Annotated in this window: 15 protein-coding genes, 1 tRNA gene and 1 other RNA gene; 14 read left to right on the top strand and 3 right to left on the bottom strand. The window is 40.5% G+C overall.

Translation table 11 applies throughout. From position 1 onward, the window contains the following. Position 1: 1 nt before the first annotated feature. Positions 2–2,668 (bottom strand): TonB-dependent receptor plug domain-containing protein, encoded by a 2,667-nt coding sequence (locus kam1_RS03235; RefSeq protein ID WP_235276994.1) that lies wholly within the window; start codon positions 2,666–2,668, stop codon positions 2–4. Positions 2,669–3,889: 1,221 nt separating this feature from the next. Between kam1_RS03235 and accD the strand changes: the two genes are divergently transcribed. From accD to kam1_RS03190, 9 genes are all read left to right on the top strand, one after another. Then, entirely contained in the window at positions 3,890–4,723 is an 834-nt protein-coding gene (gene accD / locus kam1_RS03230) for an acetyl-CoA carboxylase, carboxyltransferase subunit beta (RefSeq protein WP_039721144.1), read from the top strand. A 390-nt stretch (positions 4,724–5,113) separates the two neighbouring features. Further along, the gene (locus kam1_RS03225; protein ID WP_143958246.1) at positions 5,114–5,917 is read left to right on the top strand and encodes an arsenate reductase/protein-tyrosine-phosphatase family protein; all 804 of its coding nucleotides are present in this window, start codon (positions 5,114–5,116) and stop codon (positions 5,915–5,917) included. An 11-nt stretch (positions 5,918–5,928) separates the two neighbouring features. Further along, the gene (locus kam1_RS03220; RefSeq protein WP_276507649.1) at positions 5,929–7,326 is read left to right on the top strand and encodes a serine hydroxymethyltransferase; all 1,398 of its coding nucleotides are present in this window, start codon (positions 5,929–5,931) and stop codon (positions 7,324–7,326) included. A gap of 93 nt (positions 7,327–7,419) precedes the next feature. After that, complete coding sequence (locus kam1_RS03215; RefSeq protein WP_143958245.1) at positions 7,420–7,869, top strand: hypothetical protein; 450 nt, start codon at positions 7,420–7,422, stop codon at positions 7,867–7,869. Positions 7,870–8,011: 142 nt separating this feature from the next. Next, positions 8,012–8,106: signal recognition particle sRNA small type (gene ffs, locus kam1_RS03210), an RNA gene on the top strand. Positions 8,107–8,113: 7 nt separating this feature from the next. Further along, on the top strand, positions 8,114–9,904 hold the full coding sequence (gene dnaX, locus kam1_RS03205) for a DNA polymerase III subunit gamma/tau (protein WP_039721146.1): 1,791 nt from the start codon (positions 8,114–8,116) through the stop codon (positions 9,902–9,904). Beyond that, positions 9,901–10,209: a YbaB/EbfC family nucleoid-associated protein gene (locus kam1_RS03200; RefSeq protein ID WP_009060613.1), complete on the top strand. Its 309-nt coding sequence runs from the start codon at positions 9,901–9,903 to the stop codon at positions 10,207–10,209. Before dnaX ends, kam1_RS03200 begins: the two co-directional genes overlap by 4 nt. A gap of 18 nt (positions 10,210–10,227) precedes the next feature. Next, the gene (gene recR / locus kam1_RS03195; protein WP_039721147.1) at positions 10,228–10,827 is read left to right on the top strand and encodes a recombination mediator RecR; all 600 of its coding nucleotides are present in this window, start codon (positions 10,228–10,230) and stop codon (positions 10,825–10,827) included. Between the two features lie 211 nt (positions 10,828–11,038). Continuing rightward, positions 11,039–11,251, top strand: a complete 213-nt coding sequence (locus kam1_RS03190; RefSeq protein WP_143958244.1) for a hypothetical protein — start codon at positions 11,039–11,041, stop codon at positions 11,249–11,251. 36 nt (positions 11,252–11,287) lie between these two features. Here the strand turns inward: kam1_RS03190 and kam1_RS03185 are convergent, their stop codons facing one another. Continuing rightward, positions 11,288–11,869, bottom strand: coding sequence for a thioredoxin family protein (locus kam1_RS03185; protein ID WP_039721149.1), 582 nt, complete (start codon positions 11,867–11,869; stop codon positions 11,288–11,290). Positions 11,870–11,946: 77 nt separating this feature from the next. Here kam1_RS03185 and kam1_RS03180 point away from each other — a divergent pair, with 77 nt between their 5' ends. Both kam1_RS03180 and kam1_RS03175 read left to right on the top strand, forming a co-directional pair. After that, positions 11,947–12,390, top strand: coding sequence for a universal stress protein (locus kam1_RS03180; RefSeq protein ID WP_039721150.1), 444 nt, complete (start codon positions 11,947–11,949; stop codon positions 12,388–12,390). Positions 12,391–12,579: 189 nt separating this feature from the next. Then, positions 12,580–14,307, top strand: a complete 1,728-nt coding sequence (locus kam1_RS03175) for an NADPH-dependent assimilatory sulfite reductase hemoprotein subunit (RefSeq protein WP_039721151.1) — start codon at positions 12,580–12,582, stop codon at positions 14,305–14,307. Between the two features lie 62 nt (positions 14,308–14,369). On the opposite strand, the gene kam1_RS03170 is transcribed toward kam1_RS03175, so the two are convergent. After that, entirely contained in the window at positions 14,370–15,200 is an 831-nt protein-coding gene (locus tag kam1_RS03170) for a GntR family transcriptional regulator (RefSeq protein ID WP_039721152.1), read from the bottom strand. A gap of 146 nt (positions 15,201–15,346) precedes the next feature. On the opposite strand from kam1_RS03170, the gene queA reads away from it, so the two are divergent. From queA to dinB, 3 genes are all read left to right on the top strand, one after another. Then, complete coding sequence (gene queA / locus kam1_RS03165; protein WP_039721153.1) at positions 15,347–16,351, top strand: tRNA preQ1(34) S-adenosylmethionine ribosyltransferase-isomerase QueA; 1,005 nt, start codon at positions 15,347–15,349, stop codon at positions 16,349–16,351. Positions 16,352–16,470: 119 nt separating this feature from the next. Continuing rightward, positions 16,471–16,547 (top strand) — tRNA-Arg (locus kam1_RS03160). Positions 16,548–17,152: 605 nt separating this feature from the next. Beyond that, entirely contained in the window at positions 17,153–18,220 is a 1,068-nt protein-coding gene (dinB, locus tag kam1_RS03155) for a DNA polymerase IV (protein ID WP_244946149.1), read from the top strand. Positions 18,221–18,235 lie beyond the last annotated feature (15 nt).

Here is an 18,235-nt window from a genome sequence, read left to right as displayed (position 1 = left end):
ACTAAAATTGGTAACTCACTTGTCCTTGGATCCAAAATGGCCAAGAAACCATCAGTTCGTCATAATTAGCAAAGGAGGTTGCAAATCCACTACCGAGTGTCATCCAGTTGTGTTGGTCAGTGACGTTCCAAAACCATACTCGGGCTGTCCAATGCTTGTCAGGACTCGTATAATTAATACCAAGATTAAGCGTATACTGCCAAGGAATCCTAACTTGGTAATCATAAGCGAGATATTGCGGGCTTGTAGCGTTAAATGATGCAAAAAAACCAACCCCACAATCCAATGTATAGGTCGCCATGAACGAGGTTTGGAAATTAGGCCAGCCAACATAGTTATATGTCCCAAATGGAAAGTAACCAAACCGGTCGAATGGATATTTCGCTGGATTAAGAAGAACATAATTGCTTGGATAAGGCTGATCCATGCTCGGACCTGTAGTAAGAGGTGGACCGTAGTCGAATGTACCCATGATATACGATGCATTGGCTACAAGCCATAAATGACGATCCGGCTGATAGACAACTTGCATTGTTCCTCCGACCACATCGATTGGTACCGGAACAAGTAGGACCTTCTTGAAAGATTCTAATTCCTGAAATACCTGATCAAAGGCTGCGGTCAAAATGTTCAGCTTGCCGTTGAGCAGGCTGAAATTAATTCCTCCGCTGTAGAGTCGCTGATGGAGATGAAGATCGAAATTGCTTGTCAAGGGGGACAGGCCGTAAAAGGCTCCAGTTTCAGCTAAATAGGCCTGTTGAAAATCAAAATAGACAGTTGTCCACTCATTTGGCTTCCAACGAGGGCTGAAGTCAAAATTAGGGATAACAGTAGAAAAGTAATTTCCGGTAGGATGGAGCGCCTCGCCGAAGTCATAATAGGTGCTGGGTGTCCCTACTGGATTCTGCGCTGTGCCCATAAGGCTCAAGACACTTGCTCCCATGAAAATAGAAAAGTGTTCACCGAAATCAATCTGATGCTGCCAGTAAGGTCGCAAGTACCAGGTCTCGGAATCAGTCGAACTAAAATTGCCAGGATTAAACACCTGACCGGGACGGCCAGGAATCGGAACATCCTGATAGAGGTATTTGGTAAACCAAGGCCTACCAGGCAGGTTATACTGAAAATAGGAAGGGTAGACCGCATCTGCCAATGGACCCATATTCCACGGATTAAAAGTCTGTTCGAAGTCGCCCTCGTAGACAATCATATTGGCATAATCGACTTCAAATCCTGTATTAACTGTATGGTGAATCCGGAACGGTTGCTTTTTCTTTAGGGGAAGATTTTTTTGGTCGCTCTGATCCCCTTTTTCTTCTGCTAGTGTTTCCCTGTCACCTCCGATAGGAGTGTCGAAGTTAAGGAGAAATGACGTATTGTTTTGTCCTACCCAAGAGCCAGGTGTATAGATATTATAAGGCGTAAAATTTTGATAATTATAGGTGAACCATTCAAAGTTGCTATTGTTGATGACCTGAAATCCTTCATCGATGTTAATCCTCTGAATAATCTGACCCCTCTCACTGACTACGAATCCTCCAGAGCCAGGATTTAAAAGATTTGCGCGATAGCCACCAATTGCTGATAAAGGAACATAGTGAATGGTGTTATAATACTTTGGTAGAACAGAAACCCCATAGTTATACAACTCCGGTCCAATATTATAGTTGACCTTATGGTGATCAACAAAAACTGGTGGGCCTAAAAATACGTTCGGTATAAAAGCAGAAAGATATTCATGGTTGGAGATAAGCTGCTGAGTAGGCCGGTTAATTCCACCAATTTCGTTATAGCCCTCTGTGTAGAATGAATTATTGAAGAAGATCTCGTAGTTTTCGTAAGGACGGAAACTCAATGCCCCATAAAAGGCCTGATTATGAAGATAATCATTATAATAATAGTTACCCGAGTAATTGCCCAGATAGCTGAACCGAAAGGCAAGCTTATCATTGATAGGGCCTCCCACATCGGCCTGCCAGAGGTTTTGGTCATACATGCCCTCCATAACAGTCGCATAACCGTGGAATCCATCCCAGTAGGGCCGTTTGGTCTGAATGTCGAGATAGCCACCAGCAGCTCGAATAGAGAGAAGGCTCGGCATGGTCGGTCCCTGAACGATATTGATCTGATCAAAGTCGTTCATATTCATAGGGCCACCCTCGTATCCAGTTCCAGGCAAGAAGGAGAGCATCCCGTTGATATATTTATTGGCTGGCATGCCGCGGATGTTGGGAACAGAAAACTCTCCGAACGTGGTTCCCATATAAAGTCCAGGAGCCATATACATGAGGGACATGACATTTTGAGAAATGAAAGCAGACTGCTGGATTTCTTGCTGAGTTATCACCTGAACACTTCTCGGCGTATCGATAATGTTTATTGGCATTCCGTATACTGAGTTGATCTCATAGTTAGATGGAAGAACCGAATCGTTTGTCGTCGATACAATGGTTTCGGGCATAGTGACGGTTTGACCTCCGGAAGAGGTTGAAGAGGAAGAAGAAGGAGGTGGGGTTGATTGGTTTTGCGCAAGTAATGGTTGGAGGTTTCCTAAATCACTTACCTGCAGATTCGTGTCACCATAAGGTGAGGATGCCGAATGTGGATCTTCCGGGATACTATCCCAATTCCCAGGACCACCACCTAGCGTAGATGAAGGATTCTGCACACCTTCGTTCAACAATGAAGTCGATCTGTTATTCTCTAGTAACTCTGTCTCAGTGGCAACTACACAATAAGTGCTACCAAGTAGGAAAAAAGTAAGACATAGACAACGTATGTGCATAAAGTGCTTATAAGAATGCACAATATATCGTTTCAAGCTTTACTATGTTAATTTTATATGTCGTTTTTATTACATATATGTGTCAGTAGTATGGCATATGTGTTACATATTTATTGTTAAATTATTGCGCATATGTCATAATCGCATACAGCACTATCTTGTATAGAAACGATCTATGTAAGAAAAATGGAATAGCTAGATGGTCTAGGAAGGCTTGAGTAGTCGGGTTTGCGGGTCAGGGAAGCCAATAACTATCAAGCGGCCAATGCACTATTCGGTCATAAATCTAAAAGATATTTATGAAGAAGATTGAAAGTGTCTAACGATCTAACCAAACTTATCGAAGAAATTCGGCTTCCAAGTACTCTTTCTTATTTTTTTTTATAAAAAAGCATCAGACTGGATTATTTTGAAATGATTCATAATACTATTTGGAATAATTAGTCTATCGAATCAAAAAGAAAGAGATTTATTTATTCTATCTTTATGGCTTTTTCTAACCCAATTTCTGGTAATTACCAGCATATCCAACAATCGAATCAGCCGTTACGACTCGATAATAGTTATTATTCCACCCATATGCGTTCAAGAAGCCATTACCGTAACCATCTTTCTACAGCTTAATCAAGGTAATTCATGGGTTATTTAATTTATTCACCCCTGAGCTCCCCAACCTACCTACCCTTTCCTAAAGAATTACCCTATTTTAAAGCGGTAAAATTTGCTTGGCTCAGCCTATGTTTTTTTTCTTTTTGCAAAAGTAGGATTTGTTTTCAATGGACTTGTCCAAGAAGAAATTCTGTGTGTAAAATACTCCGGTCTCTTTGCCTATGCCAATAGTTAGAATTCTTAACAGTTTTGAAATGACTCAAGTTTAGTCAGCAACAAATGGGTTTTTATTTACATGAGAAATGGCACTAGCATAAGAGATAACTTTAGGATGAAAAGGAGCTTTGACTAATCGGCTAAGAACTAGTTAATTATAGACGATACCATTCCCACAGGGGCACCCGTTGGAGCATGAGAGGAAGTCTTAAAAAAAAGGGCAGAGCTAAGGAAATAGCAGTTCTGACCGTCGCTAGAAACTAAGGAGCTTGAAAAACAGTGATCAACAAAGACAAACCACAGATTCCGTCAGGAGACAAAGTGCTTGATATACCAGAAGGGCTATGGACAAAGTGCCCTTCTTGTTCCCGTTTCCTTTATAATAAGGAACTTCAGTTGAACCAATCAGTCTGTCAATATTGTCAGCATCATTTTCCTCTTCAAGCCCTGGAACGTATCTCTTTCCTTGCTGATCCACAAAGCTTTGTTGAATATGATCACAATCTCCTTTCTGTTGATGTCCTTGGATTCAACGGTGAAAAAAGCTACGAAGAAAGGCTTCGCTACTATCAGGAAAAAACAGGTCTTAATGAAGCGGTGGTTTGCGGAAAGTGCACCATTGGCTCTATTCCAGTTTTTCTCAGTGTGATGGATTTTAACTTCCTTGGAGGAAGTATGGGTAGTGTGGTAGGGGAAAAAATCACCCGAACGATCGAAAGATCACTGACAGAAAGAACACCTCTTATTATCATATCCGCGTCGGGTGGGGCCCGGATGTACGAGGGGATGATAAGCCTTATGCAGATGGCTAAGACCTCTGCGGCTCTCCAACGGCTTTCTCAGGCGGGCATTCCCTACATCTCTGTATTGACCAATCCAACAATGGCCGGAGTTACTGCTAGTTTCGCCTCCCTAGGAGATGTCATTATTGCTGAACCCAAAGCAATGATCGGTTTTGCAGGCAGTAGGGTGATCAAAGAGACAACGCAGCAGGAACTGCCGCAGGGTTTCCAAACATCGGAATTCCTGTTGGAAAAAGGCCTAATCGATAAAATAATCCACAGAAAAGATCTTAGATCTTCTCTAAAAGAGCTGCTTTACTTTTTGGTCTAATTGCCATGGTTGCTTTTCAAAAGAAGAAGATATTCTCAACTGGACTATTGAACCCGATGCAATGCATAGCAAACTTCTCCGACCATAATGGGAAAGGATAGTAAATTTTATTCATTACAAGGATTGCTCTTTTGAACCTTATTTTTCATTTTTCTCAAAAGAAAGTTTCTTGAAATTTTTAATTATCAGTGTTTCTTTGATTGAAAGTGAAATTTTCGTTTCATCATAGAGCAAGGGAGATTCTTCTATACATTGTCTATTTCTGAAAAATACTCTCCGCTTTTCCATTCCGCTTTTTCCATGTTGTCAAAGCGATGAAAATTTTTTTGGCTAAAAAATCTAAACATGTAAAAAAGATAATAAAGAAAGAGGCTTAGAAAAGATCGTGGGATGAAAAACATTTTGTTTGTTTGTACTGGCAATATTTGCCGAAGCCCTATGGCTAAAGGCCTTTTTGAATCTTTGATCCGTGGAAATAAGGACATTAAAGTGGATTCCGCAGGCATCGGAGCCATTAGTGGACTGCCACCAAGTGCCCATGCTATTGAGGTCATGGCCGAAATAGGCATCGACATTTCTCATATTCGAAGTAAGCCAGTCAACTCGGAATTAATTAGGAAAGCAGATTTTATTTTCTGCATGAGCTATTCGCATCTGGACTCGCTACTACTTCTCTACCCAGAGGCTGGGGAAAAAACATTTCTTCTTTTGGAATTTGCAAACGATCTCCCCATAATGGCAAGGGAAATTCCTGATCCTATAGGTGGTTCCATTGAACTATATAAACTCTGTCGAGACCAAATGAGGCAGGTTATGCCAAAAATTCTGTCTTTCGTCTTGAGCGAAGCTTCTTCCTATAGCAATGTCGCAGGTTCTGCCACCGAAAACAAAGATAAAAGCAGGCTTCGAGTCCTTCTCGGCTCCAATTTTTATGGGACTGAACTCAAAAATGCTTCCAAGGAAATTCTTGAAAAGTGGCAGATTCCCTTTGAAGAGATTGTCCCCACTGATCCTCTCGACATAGTAGGAATGGTTGAGAGGATAGCTGTGGAGCTTCTTGAAGGAAACTTTGATACCAGCATTCTTTTTTCAAAGAATGGAATTGATGTAGAAATAGCAGCCAACAAATTTCCTCAGCTCCGAGCTGTCCGAGCCACTGCTCTTTCGGATATTCTGGTGGCAAAAAAGAATTAAATTGCAACGTATTGTGTCTGGGAAGTCAGTATGTCAAAATAGCCGATCTTCCCCAAATTTTAAAAACTTGGATAGATGGCTCTATTGAAAAGCCAGCTAACCATGAACCTTATGAACCTTTAGAATCTTCCATACAACAGCCTATGCATAGTCAACATCCCCATTTCGAATCAGCCTTAGCTCAAAATGATCCAAAAATTTACTTCCTTATAAAAAAGGAAGCACAAAGACAAAAGCAAAACCTCGAACTCATTGCTTCTGAAAACTTTACAAGTCCTGCAGTCATGGAAGCCCAAGGCAGCTGCCTCACGAACAAGTATGCCGAAGGCTATCCAGGAAGAAGATGGTATGGCGGCTGTGAAAATGTTGATGAAATTGAGTCCCTTGCGATAGAAAGGGCTAAAGAGCTTTTCAAAGCCGAATACGTGAACGTTCAGCCTCATTCAGGTTCTCAAGCCAACATGGCTGTCTATTTTGCGATGCTTAAACCCTTTGATACCATCATGAGCATGGATCTTAGTCATGGTGGACATTTGACTCATGGGTTTAAGATGAATTTTTCAGGGAAATTTTTCCACGTTTTCCATTACGGTGTTAGTCCAAAAGATGAAAGAATCGATTATGATAGCCTGGAAGCAGCCGTTAGAGAACACAAGCCAAAGATGCTCATCGCTGGAGCTTCCGCTTACCCTGTGATAATAGATTTTCCAAGGCTTAAAAGTATTGCAGACAGCGTTGGGGCTTATCTCATGGTCGATATGGCCCACATAGCTGGGCTTGTGGCTACTGGACTTCATCCTTCCCCGATACCCTATGCAGACTTTGTCACTACGACCACGCATAAAACTTTGCGAGGGCCACGAGGTGGAGTTATCTTCGCCAAAGCCAAGTATGGGAAAGAAATTGACAGTCAAGTCTTTCCCGGTATTCAAGGTGGTCCTTTAGTTCATGTGATCGCTGCCAAGGCCGTTTGCTTTCATGAAGCTTTGCAAGAGTCTTTTATCGAATATCAAAAGCAGGTGATAAAAAATGCAAAAGCCTTAGCCGAGGGGCTGAAAAAAAATGGATACCGGCTTGTCTCTGGCGGAACAGAAAATCATCTTATTCTTGTAGATCTTAGACCTCTTGGTATTACAGGAAAAGAGGCTCAGGATATTCTAGATTCCGTTGGGATTACAGTGAACAAAAACACAATTCCTTTTGATACGGTTCCTCCCTACCAAGGAGGAGGGATCCGCATAGGTTCGCCCGCGGTCACTACACGTGGAATGAAGGAAAACGAGATGTTTGATATTGCTGAATGGATTCATCAGGCACTAATGCATAGGAAAGATCCTAAGACGCTAGAAAAAATTAGGCAATCGGTCTTAGAACTAACCAGTAGATTCCCATTGTCATTTGATAAATAACATTTTTTTTCTAATGCATTCCTCTTGAATTGACATCTTAATAACAAGTTTTGTTTAATGTATGCCAAATTTAACCCGAAAATAGGTTTTCACATGCATAAATTGAAAAATTATTCGAAATGTTCTCGATATATTTCAAACTGGAAAAAGCTCTTCTTACCCTTTCTAATGTTTTCTTTTTTAATCGGTTGCAACCCTTCTCCTAAAAGCGGAGATGCAAATCCCGATAAAAAAAAGGAAGAAGCTACCGCCTCACAAGAATCCTCTTCTCAGGAGCCAGCGCTGCCTTCTCCGGAGTTTTCGGCACCAAAGCAGAAGGAAGAAAGTAGTCCAGCAGCTTCTTCTAAGCCTGGAGAGCAAGAACAAACAAAAGCCCCTGCTCCCGAACAGACTATACAGCAGGAAGTAAAAAAAGAGGCAGACTCTGTTGAAAAAGAAGCAAAACAGAAAGCTGAAAGTCTAGAGAATAATCTAGAACAACAAGCTCAGCCTCAGGCTCCAGCAAATCAGCCGCAAACTCCAGCTCCTGAAAAAGAGCCATAAAGGTAGAGGAGACAAGAATAGAAAAAAACGAGTTCTTTAGACTCCCTCCTTCTTTTAAGGGAGTCCTGCATTGTTATTATCTATTTTTTTTATTTTTATTTTGTTCTTTTACACGAAGAGAAAGTTCGATTACTATTTAATTTACCAAGGACAGTAAAGATAGAGGCAGGCTAACCCCGCCAGGTCCGAAAGGAAGCAACGGTATCTTGACCTTATCTGTTACTGTCCTTGGCCTTTTGGATGCATGTACCAAGTTTTTAGTAGAAAATACCGGCCTAAAGTTTTTTCCGAGGTCGTTGGCCAGGATCATGTAGTTAGGACATTGAAAAATGCGATTCGACTACAAAGAGTCGCCCATGCATATCTTTTTTCCGGACCAAGAGGCACTGGGAAAACCACCCTTGCTAGAATCCTTGCTAAGTCACTGAATTGTACAGATGGACCAAACGCTGATTTTGATCCTAATGACCCAATTTGCCTCGACATTGATGCGGGTAGATCATTTGATTGCATTGAAATTGATGGGGCTTCCAATAACGGGGTCGACCAAGTAAGAGATCTGCGGGAGGCGGCTAAAACACTGCCTGTCCAATCACGCTATAAAATCTATATTATAGACGAAGTGCATATGCTGACTCAGGCGGCCTTCAATGCCCTTTTAAAGATTTTAGAAGAGCCACCTCAGCATGTAAAATTTATTTTCGCAACAACCGAACCTCATAAAATCCCCACAACGGTTATCTCTCGATGTCAGCGCTTTCATTTTAAACGCATTCCCCGAAAGCTTATAGCCGATCATCTCCAAAAAATCTGTTCATATGAACATATCGATGCTGATCGCAAAGCTCTTGAAATCATTGCTGATATGAGTGAAGGGGCGCTACGCGATGCGGAAATCGCTCTAGATCAGCTTATAAGTTTTTATGGAGAACGAATTGATCTCGCTTCTGTTCAGGAAATGTTTGGTATAGTTGGATGGGAGCCATTATGTGGAATTCTTAAGGATATAGCTAGTGGGCAGTCTCTAGAAGCACTGAAAAAAGTGCATATGCTTTTGGAATCAGGCAAAGATCCAACATTATTGGCTCGTGAATTCCGTAATCTTTTACATAATGTCGCTCTTTTCAAGGCTTCGATTACGACCCTTAAAGGCCAACTTGACCCTGAGGAGTTAGAATGGATTAGAGAAGTATCAAACCATCTTTCTCTTCCTTTGGTAATCGATCTTCTTGAAGCTATGGACAGTTGGGAAAACAAGCTTCGTTATGCACTGCATAAAGAAGTCCTTTTTGAAATTGCCATCCTTGAGCTATCCCAGCTAAAAGAAAAAGTAGCGCTAGAAGAACTGCTAGCCATGTGGTCTCGAAGCGAAGGGAACCTCCTCGAAGAAAAGATCTTCCCTTTGCCTTCTGCCAAAAAAGAAGACAAGCCGATTGAAGAGGCATCCTTCGAAGCTATCACCTCTTTACCTAAAGACAAGACTTCGGAAAGCGCAAAAAGCCAAGCCGATAACACCTCTTTAATTTCTGTAGCGGATTCTATAGTGGACAAAGAAGAAGACCCTAGAGAACCCCTTCCATCTAGTGATTCACCCGCCCAAAAATGGGCTTTTGTTGTCGAATCCTTTTCCGCTTCTAATCCGGCATTCAAGGAGATTGCTAAGCATCTTCACTTTTACGAACTTGGTGCCGAAGAGCTCAGGATCAACCACTCTATGGAACCAACTGAATTCGCAAAGCGGATTGCTCCTTTTTACCCATCACTTAATCTGGAAGTCAAAAAAGTGTTTGATAAAAAACTTGTTTTTTTCCCACTTCATATCAAAGCTACAACAGCAGTAACCAAATCTGAATCATCTTCCAAAAACAAAAATAACGGCTATGCCAATAAAACAAACGAAGAAAAAAACCAAACAGATAATTTCTCGATTGACGAATCGAGTCTCAAAAATGATCCTTTAATAAAAGAAGCCCTAGAGATTTTTAAAGGGAAGATCTTGAGAATTGAAAAACGAAATAAAGAAGAGGGCCCGTGAATATTAATAAGATACTGAAACAAGCCCAAAAGCTGCAGGAAGAAGCAAAAAAGATTCAGGAACAATTGGCCTCTCTGACTTTTGAAGGTGAAAGTGGAGGGTCTAAAGTCAAAGCAACCGTCAATGGCGAAGGGGTTCTTGTCAAAATTGCCATCGATCCTAGCCTGTTAGAAACGAAAGACGGTGAAATGATCGAAGATCTCATCGTTGTCGCTGTTCAGGCTGCTCAAGAAAAGGCCAAAGAAGCTTCCCAAGCACAATTTCAAAAGTTAGGGGGTGGCTTGGGCATTCCTGGAATGTTCTAAAACCAAGAACCAAAACAGATGATCGACTTTCCTCCTGTAATTCGAAACCTTATTGAAGCCTTAAAAGAGTTGCCTGCTATTGGCCCACGCTCAGCCGAAAGGATCATCCTTTATCTTCTAGAAGAAAATAAAGGAACAAAACAAAGGCTTATGGCTTCTTTAAGGGAGCTCGAAACAAAAATCACACTCTGTTCTCGATGCGGTTTTTATAGTGAAGAGCCTCTTTGCCAAATCTGTCAGGATCCTTCCAGGGATCTTCTATATTTCTGTGTTGTCATTCATCCTGTCGATGTTTTAAAAATAGAAAGAACAGGAGCCTTTCGCGGAGTTTACCATGTGTTAGGCAAAAAAATCTCTCCCTTAGAAGGGCATACCCCAGAAGACCTTCCTATCGCCCACCTCATTCAGAGGATAGACAGAGAAAAACCTAGAGAAGTCATTCTAGCTTTTGGAACGGACGCAGAAGCCGAAGCAACAGCTTTATTCGTCAGTCAGATTTTGAAGAAAAGAGCCATTAAGGTCTCTTCCCTAGCTATGGGACTTCCTGCTGGTAGCGGACTTGAATACGCAGACAGCGTTACCTTAAGTTATGCTTTGTCAGGAAGAAGAGAACTTTAAATGTTCTCAAAAAAAAATATTTCTGGAGATTGAGTGCTATTTGTTACTTTCCAAAAATTTTTATCTTTATTAAGATTTTTCTTGTAGGATGAAATTTGTAAAATTCTTTTTTTTGAGCTTTCTTCTTCTTCCTCAGTTGTCTTATGCCCTTATGATGGGGACATCTAAAGGGCCGAGAATTACTATTCTCAATCCTCACGGTGCAGAGAACATGGAAAAAAACAAAATAGTGAGGATTCCCAAAGGAAAAGTGTACATTCAGTCTCTCAAAACTGTTGATTCAAAAAAGAAAGATCCTGTGGTTCAGACCCAATCAGTTAATAAAAAGCCAAAAATTTCTTTTGCAGAAATAAAAGGAAAAGCACTTCCGGAAAAGAAAAAAATCGGAACAACCTCACACATAAAGGAAAGACCCTTTAAATAAAAGAAGCGTGAGTGGAAGAACGAATGCTAGAAAGAATTAGAAATTCCACCACGACGGTTCATTTCCAATTTTCCACTTAAGACTGCAGCCAATACTGGGTTTTTGATCAGGATCGACTGGTTCTCCTTTAAGGGTAGCTTCAATGGCTTTTGAGAGATCTGCTCCAGTAACAGCCACTCCACTATTTGGTCTACTATCGTCGTAGCGCCCCCTATAAACTAATTTCCTTTCTTTATCGAATAGGAAAAAATCTGGCGTACAGACTGCTTTATAAGCTTTTGCCGTTTCTTGAGTCTCATCGAAAAGATAAGGAAAAGTGTAGCCTACTTGAAGAGCTACTTCTTTCATCTTTTCTGGACTATCATCGGGATATCTTGACACATCGTTAGAATTAATTGCCACTGCTGCTAATCCCTCTTTTTGATATCTAGCAATCGTTTGCGCCAAATGATGCTGGATATGTTTTACATAAGGGCAGTGGTTACATATAAACATCACTAATAAGGCTGAGAAGCTGTCAAAATCAGATAAAGAAAAGATTTTTCCGCTTACTGCATCTGGTAAAGAAAATTCAGGAGCCTTTGTTCCCAAAGGAAGCATAAGAGAGGTAACAGCCATACCAAAAATTTTTTCCCAATTTTCTTTTTTAACCAATAAAAGTCAAATAAAAATAAAAAGGAGGAAAGCAAAAGGATATGTATACAAAAATATTAATTGCCTATGACCGGTCCAAAGGTGGGAAAATGGCTATCGATGAAGGTTTTTGTTTAGCCAAAACTTTGGGATGTCAATTAGGTGTTATTTGGGTTGTTCCTCCAATTCCTTATTATGCAATTAGTCTTGTGATCGAACACGAAGAAGAAGAAAAAGGAGAGAAGTCATTTTTTTCCGAAATAAGAAAAGATATTCAGGAAGCAGAAAATAGGTGGGGAATAAAAGTAAGGGAATTTTACAAAAAATATGGTCATCCTGCCTTAGAAATTGTCAACTGCGCAAATGAAAATGGCTATGATCTGATTGTCCTTGGACATAGTGGGTATTCAGGTGCCTTGGGTCGGGCATTAGGAAGTACAGCGGCACGCGTTAGCGAGGAGGCAAAATGTTCTGTCTTGATCGCACGCCATCCTCCTGCTGAATGATACGATCAAACTCCAGATCCTTGATCCTTACAAGCGGCATCGAATCTCTCTCTCAACCCTTTTTCTTCTCATAGAAATCCCAGAAGGCATTAGACAAAAAATTAATTTTACGAAGTAAAATATCTTTTTTTTCTTTCATTTTTTAAAAAACATAATATTTTCCTATTATATCTATAGAGATACATAATTATGCCATCACCAGTGGAATCCATTAAGGAAAAGAGTCGGAATCTTCGTGGAGCGATTTTAAAAACACTAAAAAAGGCTTCTGCAACGCATTTTTCTGAAGAAGATTATCAGATTCTTAAATTTCACGGCTGTTACCAGCAAGATGACCGGGATCTAAGGAATGAACGAAAAAAGCTCGGGCAAGATAAAGCCTGGATTTTTATGGTTCGAACCAAATGTCCTGGAGGAGCTTTGACTGCCTCTCAATACCTTTCTTTAGACAAACTGAGCGATTCGGTTGGTAATGGAACCCTTAGGATTACGACTAGGCAAGGCATTCAACTGCACGGGGTTGTTTTTAGAGGGCTCCATCGCTGCATTTCTTCCATCATTGCCTCTGGCATCCATACATGGGGTGCTTGCGGGGATATTGTCAGGAATGTGGTGGCTCCTCCCTCACCTATAAAAGATGGCGCACATGATGAACTTCAAAAACTTGCCCTTTCTATCAGCAATACTTTTCTTTCGAAAAGCAAAGCCTATACTGAAATTTGGATTAATAACATTCCAGTAGAATATGAATCGGCACAAGAAAGTTCAGTGGAGGAAGAACCGATCTATGGGAAGGTGTATCTGCCTCGGAAATTTAAAATCGGCTTTGCTATTCCTCCAAGAAATGATGTCGATATTTATTCCCAGGACCTTGGCTTCGTTGCCCATGTTTCAGGCACTACAATAGAGGGGTTTACCGTTTTGGTCGGTGGCAGTCATGGGATGACCCATGGTGTTGTGAAGACTTACCCAAAACTAGCTGTTCCTTTATTTTATATTCCAAAAGAAAAGCTTACTGAAACAGCCATTGCTATTGTTACAATGCATCGAGATTTTGGTAACAGGGAAGATCGCAAAAGAGCCAGGCTCAAATATCTCATTGATGAAAAAGGTATCGATTGGTTCCGTTCAGAGGTAGTCCAGCGGCTTTCTTTTTCTCCAGAATCCCCAAAACATTTTTCCTTTACCACCGTAGCTGATAGCCTAGGATGGCATCCTCAAGGCGATGGGAAGTACTTTCTTGGAATCAGAATAGAAAATGGACGAATAGCTGATTTACCTTCCCTTCCCATACGAAGTATCCTCCGCTCTATTATAGAAGATTATCAACCTTCGATCCGTTTGACACCTAACGCCAATATTCTTCTATGCGATATTGACGAGGATAAAAAAGAAAAAATAGGAAAGATTCTTTTAGAAAATCGTCTTTTCCCACTCTCTCCTAAGACTGCAGCTAGGAATCTGGCACATGCTTGCGTTGCCCTTCCAACATGCGGGCTAGCTCTTGCAGAAAGTGAAAGAGTCTTTTCCAAAATCATGGATCAGCTAGAAGATATTCTAAAAGAACTAGGATTAGAAAAAGAAGAAATTCTTTTTCGGATGAGTGGTTGTCCCAACGGTTGTTCTCGGCCCTATAATGCTGATATCTCCTTTGTGGGAAGGGCTCCCAACCGCTATGCCCTTTTTGTAGGTGGCTCTACCGCAGGAGATAGACTAGCTAGTCTACAGAAAAGGGTCGTTGACATCAACGACATCCCAGCAGTAGTCCGCGAATATCTGGAAGATTTTGTTCGTAACAGAAGACACGAAGAATCATTCAGTCAATACTGGCATAGAATTAACCCTAATTGTGAGCAATCTTTTCCCCAAAACTTCCACATGGAAATGTCTTCCTTACAAACAAAAAATACTTCCTAAAAAACTTCTTAGGATTTATTTCTTGCAAGGAAGCCGTCACATAGGGATCAGCATCCTCTCAATTAGCTTTGGCTCTGGCCATTTTTAATTGGTTGTACGAACAACGGAGAAAATTGACGTAAAGGCAATGCCGAAGGAATATGAAAATTTTTAGAAGGATCTCTTTCTAACTCCAGTTCGTAAATCACGCGATCACACCGGTAAAATCGTTTCTGGAAATAAATGGGTTGATCCGAAACGGTAAAGGAAGTCCGATGAATCGCCAGAACAGCCTGGTTTTCTTTTATTTCTAAATGGCTTGCCAGTTCGTTATCCGCATTCACAGCTTCAATCAAATATCGACCACGGATTACAGGAATCTTATATTCACGTTGTAATATCTGATATATAGTCTCTCTTTCTAGATCCCGACCATCCAAAAGCCGAGCATAATAAAGAGGAAGCCAGGTTCTATCAAAAGCAATAGGTTTTCCATTACCAAGTCGTAACCGATCAAGCCGAACGCAAACACTCCTTTCTTCAATACCTAATTCTTTGGCGATATCTTTTGAAGCATTTTCTTGTGCATAAAATAACACTTTGGATGAAGGCTCGATACCAGCGCTCGAAATATCCTCAGAAAAATCCGTCAGTCTGACCAATCCATGACGTAACCTAAAATCAGCCACAAAAGACCCAAGCCCTTGTTTTCGATAAATCAACCCCTCTGATTCCAAAGTTTGAAGCGCCCTTCTGACGGTAATACGGCTTATGTTAAAGGTCTTTTGAAGCTCTTTCTCCGAAGGTAGCTGTGCACCAATCCCCAGACGACCCGAATCAATTTCGTTTCTAATCCACTGGCTAACTACCTCATGTCGGGGTAATCGTTGATAGCGAGAAGTACTTGATTGCATTTATTTCTCTATAGATATACTATATTTGAAAACAATACAATAATAATCTTTTAAACTTGATCAGTTGAAATATCAAATCATAACATTATATAAAAATACCTTTTCTTCAACCTTTTTCATTTTGTCGTACTGATAAAACTAAAGCAATGGAAGAGTATTCATTTTCATTACCCAAGGAGCTGATTGCCCTTGATCCAACGCCTCAAAGGGATCATTGCAAACTAATGGTAGTCGACAGAAAAACTGGTTGTTTTTATCACTGCCAATTTTCTGATCTTCCCCAATTTCTTTCAAAAGAGGACCTCCTTGTTTTGAATAATTCGAAGGTACTGCCCGCTTTTTTCAAATCAATGGATGAAAAGACAACCTTTCTTTTTGTAGAGGCTTTAGCCCCCTATCAATGGAAAGTCATGGCGTCCCCCTCCAAACATGTAAAGAGTGGTTCAATCGTTTGGCTAAAAAGGTCGCAAAAAGATGGATATTGCGAGCTTCAGGCAAAAATCGTTTCTAAACTTTCCGATGGCTATTATATCCTGGAATTTGATAAAGCACCCAATCTTGAAAGCCTTGGGCTTCCTCCACTGCCTCCTTATATACGAAAGTTGAGAAAAAAGAATAACCGACCTGAAATAGAACAGCAGGATATGGAATACTATCAGACCGTCTTTGCCCAATGCCCTGGATCGATTGCGGCTCCCACAGCTGGACTCCATTTTTCAAAGGAGTTACTTAGCAAGTTTAAAACCGCTTTTATTACTCTTCATATTGGTCCGGGCACTTTTCGCCCCCTAACAGCTGAACAGCTAAAGAGAGCGAAATTAGAACCGGAATATTTTATCATCGATGCGAACCTAAAAAAAATGTATAAAGAAGGGCAACGAATTGTTGCTATTGGCACCACTGTCGTACGTGTTTTAGAAACGATAAAAAACCTAGAACCTCAAGAGGGATGGACTGATCTTTTTATTTTTCCTCCCTTCCAATTTCAGCGGACAGGAGCTTTAATCACCAATTTTCATTTACCAAAATCTAGCTTGTTTCTTTTAACCTGTGCGTTTGCAGGTACCAATCTTCTTAAAGCAGCCTATGAAGAAGCAATCAAAAAAGGCTATAGGTTTTATAGCTATGGCGATGCTATGCTTATTCTTTAAAAGAGATAAACTGTTTTCCTTTGTAAAGGGAACAGAAAAAAATAGCCATCACCGAACAATTGTTCTATGCTAGAGGACAATTCAAAATCGTTTTTAAAAGCAGTTTCCATTTTAGAGGAGGTCCCGTAGCTCAGAAGGATAGAGCAGCGCTTTCCTAAAGCGCGGGTCGGCAGTTCGAATCTGCCCGGGACCGCCAGCTCTTTTCCTCCTGCATCCCCCCTTGCCCATCAATAAACGAGCACACTTTTCCAATTTAGGCAAAACCACCGATAAAAACTTATTGGCTTAGATAACTTTTTTTCCTTAGTCGATATTCCCCTTCTTGTGATTCAGCCCAAACAAAGGATAGGAAAAAAATCTATAATTTTGGGAAAAAAATGACTTAACTACTAGAAAGTGGGCTATTTTTTAAAAAACTCAGGGACAAATAAGAAAAAAAATCCTCTATATTTTTTGCTAACATTTACGAAATAGAACAAAATTGAAACATAATAATATTTTATGAAACCATGAAATTTCCTGTTTTTATTTTTGTATTTATTCTTCTTTTTGTCATTGTCTGGGGGTTTGCTTTTTATTATATCTCCACTAGATTTTGAATCCTTTTTTATCAACAGATTCATTTAACTTCTCATGACTGAAGTCTAAGCTTGCTTGCTCTTTATATAAAGTAAAGCGCTATTCCTTTTGTTTTCTTGTTGGAATCTAAAAGAATCAAAAACTGCCCAATCTCCCTCTTTTATGCTATTTTTAGATGTGATCGTTTCAAATGCTTCTTATGAAGAGCCAACTATCATAAGCATGGAAAGAGGTTGGTTTATATTCGTAGATCTCGATGCGTTCTATGCTTCCGTCGAAATACTTCAGCATCCTGAATTAAAAGAAACTCCAATGGTAGTATGGATGGGCAGCCTACAAGGCAGAGGAGTAGTATCTACCGCTTCTTACGAGGCAAGAAAGTATGGGGTGCACAGCGGGATGCCACTACGAAGAGCTATTTCCCTCTGCCCTGACCTTATCCTTGTGCCCGCACATCATGCTCTTTACGAGGAATATTCGGCAAGAGTTTATGCTCTTTTAAAAACCTTTTCAGAGCGAATCCAAAAAGTATCTATTGATGAGGCTTGCTTGGAGTTAGCCCCACATATCGAACCGGAAAAGATGGCATTGGCAATTCAAAAAGCTATTAAAGAAAAACTTGGTCTACCCAGCACTATTGGAGTAGCCTCCAATAAACTTGTGGCAAAGATCGCTTGCGACCTTGCAAAACCCAACGGGGTCAAGGTCGTCCCCAAGGGCTCTGAAAAAATTTTTTTAGCACCACTACCTGTAGAAAAAATTCCAGAAGTTGGTCCTGCAACTGTTAAAAAATTGCAGACCATGGGAGTAATCACTATTGATGATCTAGCAAAGATACCAGAACAACAACTAATAGAAAGGTTCGGGAAACGAGGCCGATATTTTCACCTGGCCTCTTTGGGTATAGATCTTAGTCCTTTAGAGCTGGAAAGCAAACCTCGGTCTATGAGTCGGGAAGTAACCTTCAATAAGGATACGAAAAATCTGGACCTACTTATAAAAGAGCTTTACAGCATGAGTCAAACATTGGCCGAAGATCTCAAAAGACAAGGACTTATCGCAAAAACCGTCTTTATTAAGTTGAGATACTCTGATTTCTCTACCCTTTTACGCCAGCTCACTTTGACCTCTCCAACACAGAGTCCACTCGAAATTGCTTCCTGTGGCAGTTTACTGCTAAAAGCAAACTTACAAAAGGATCGAGCCGTTCGACTAATTGGTCTTGGAGTGCGCAATCTTATTGCAAAAAATAAAACTAAAATAGAGGAGAATAAAGAAGAGAAAAATTAGAAAAAGGCTCCTTCT

The sequence above is a fragment of the Methylacidiphilum kamchatkense Kam1 genome, from assembly GCF_007475525.1.
Taxonomy (GTDB): domain Bacteria; phylum Verrucomicrobiota; class Verrucomicrobiia; order Methylacidiphilales; family Methylacidiphilaceae; genus Methylacidiphilum; species Methylacidiphilum kamchatkense.
This window is presented reverse-complemented; position numbering and strand designations above follow the sequence as displayed.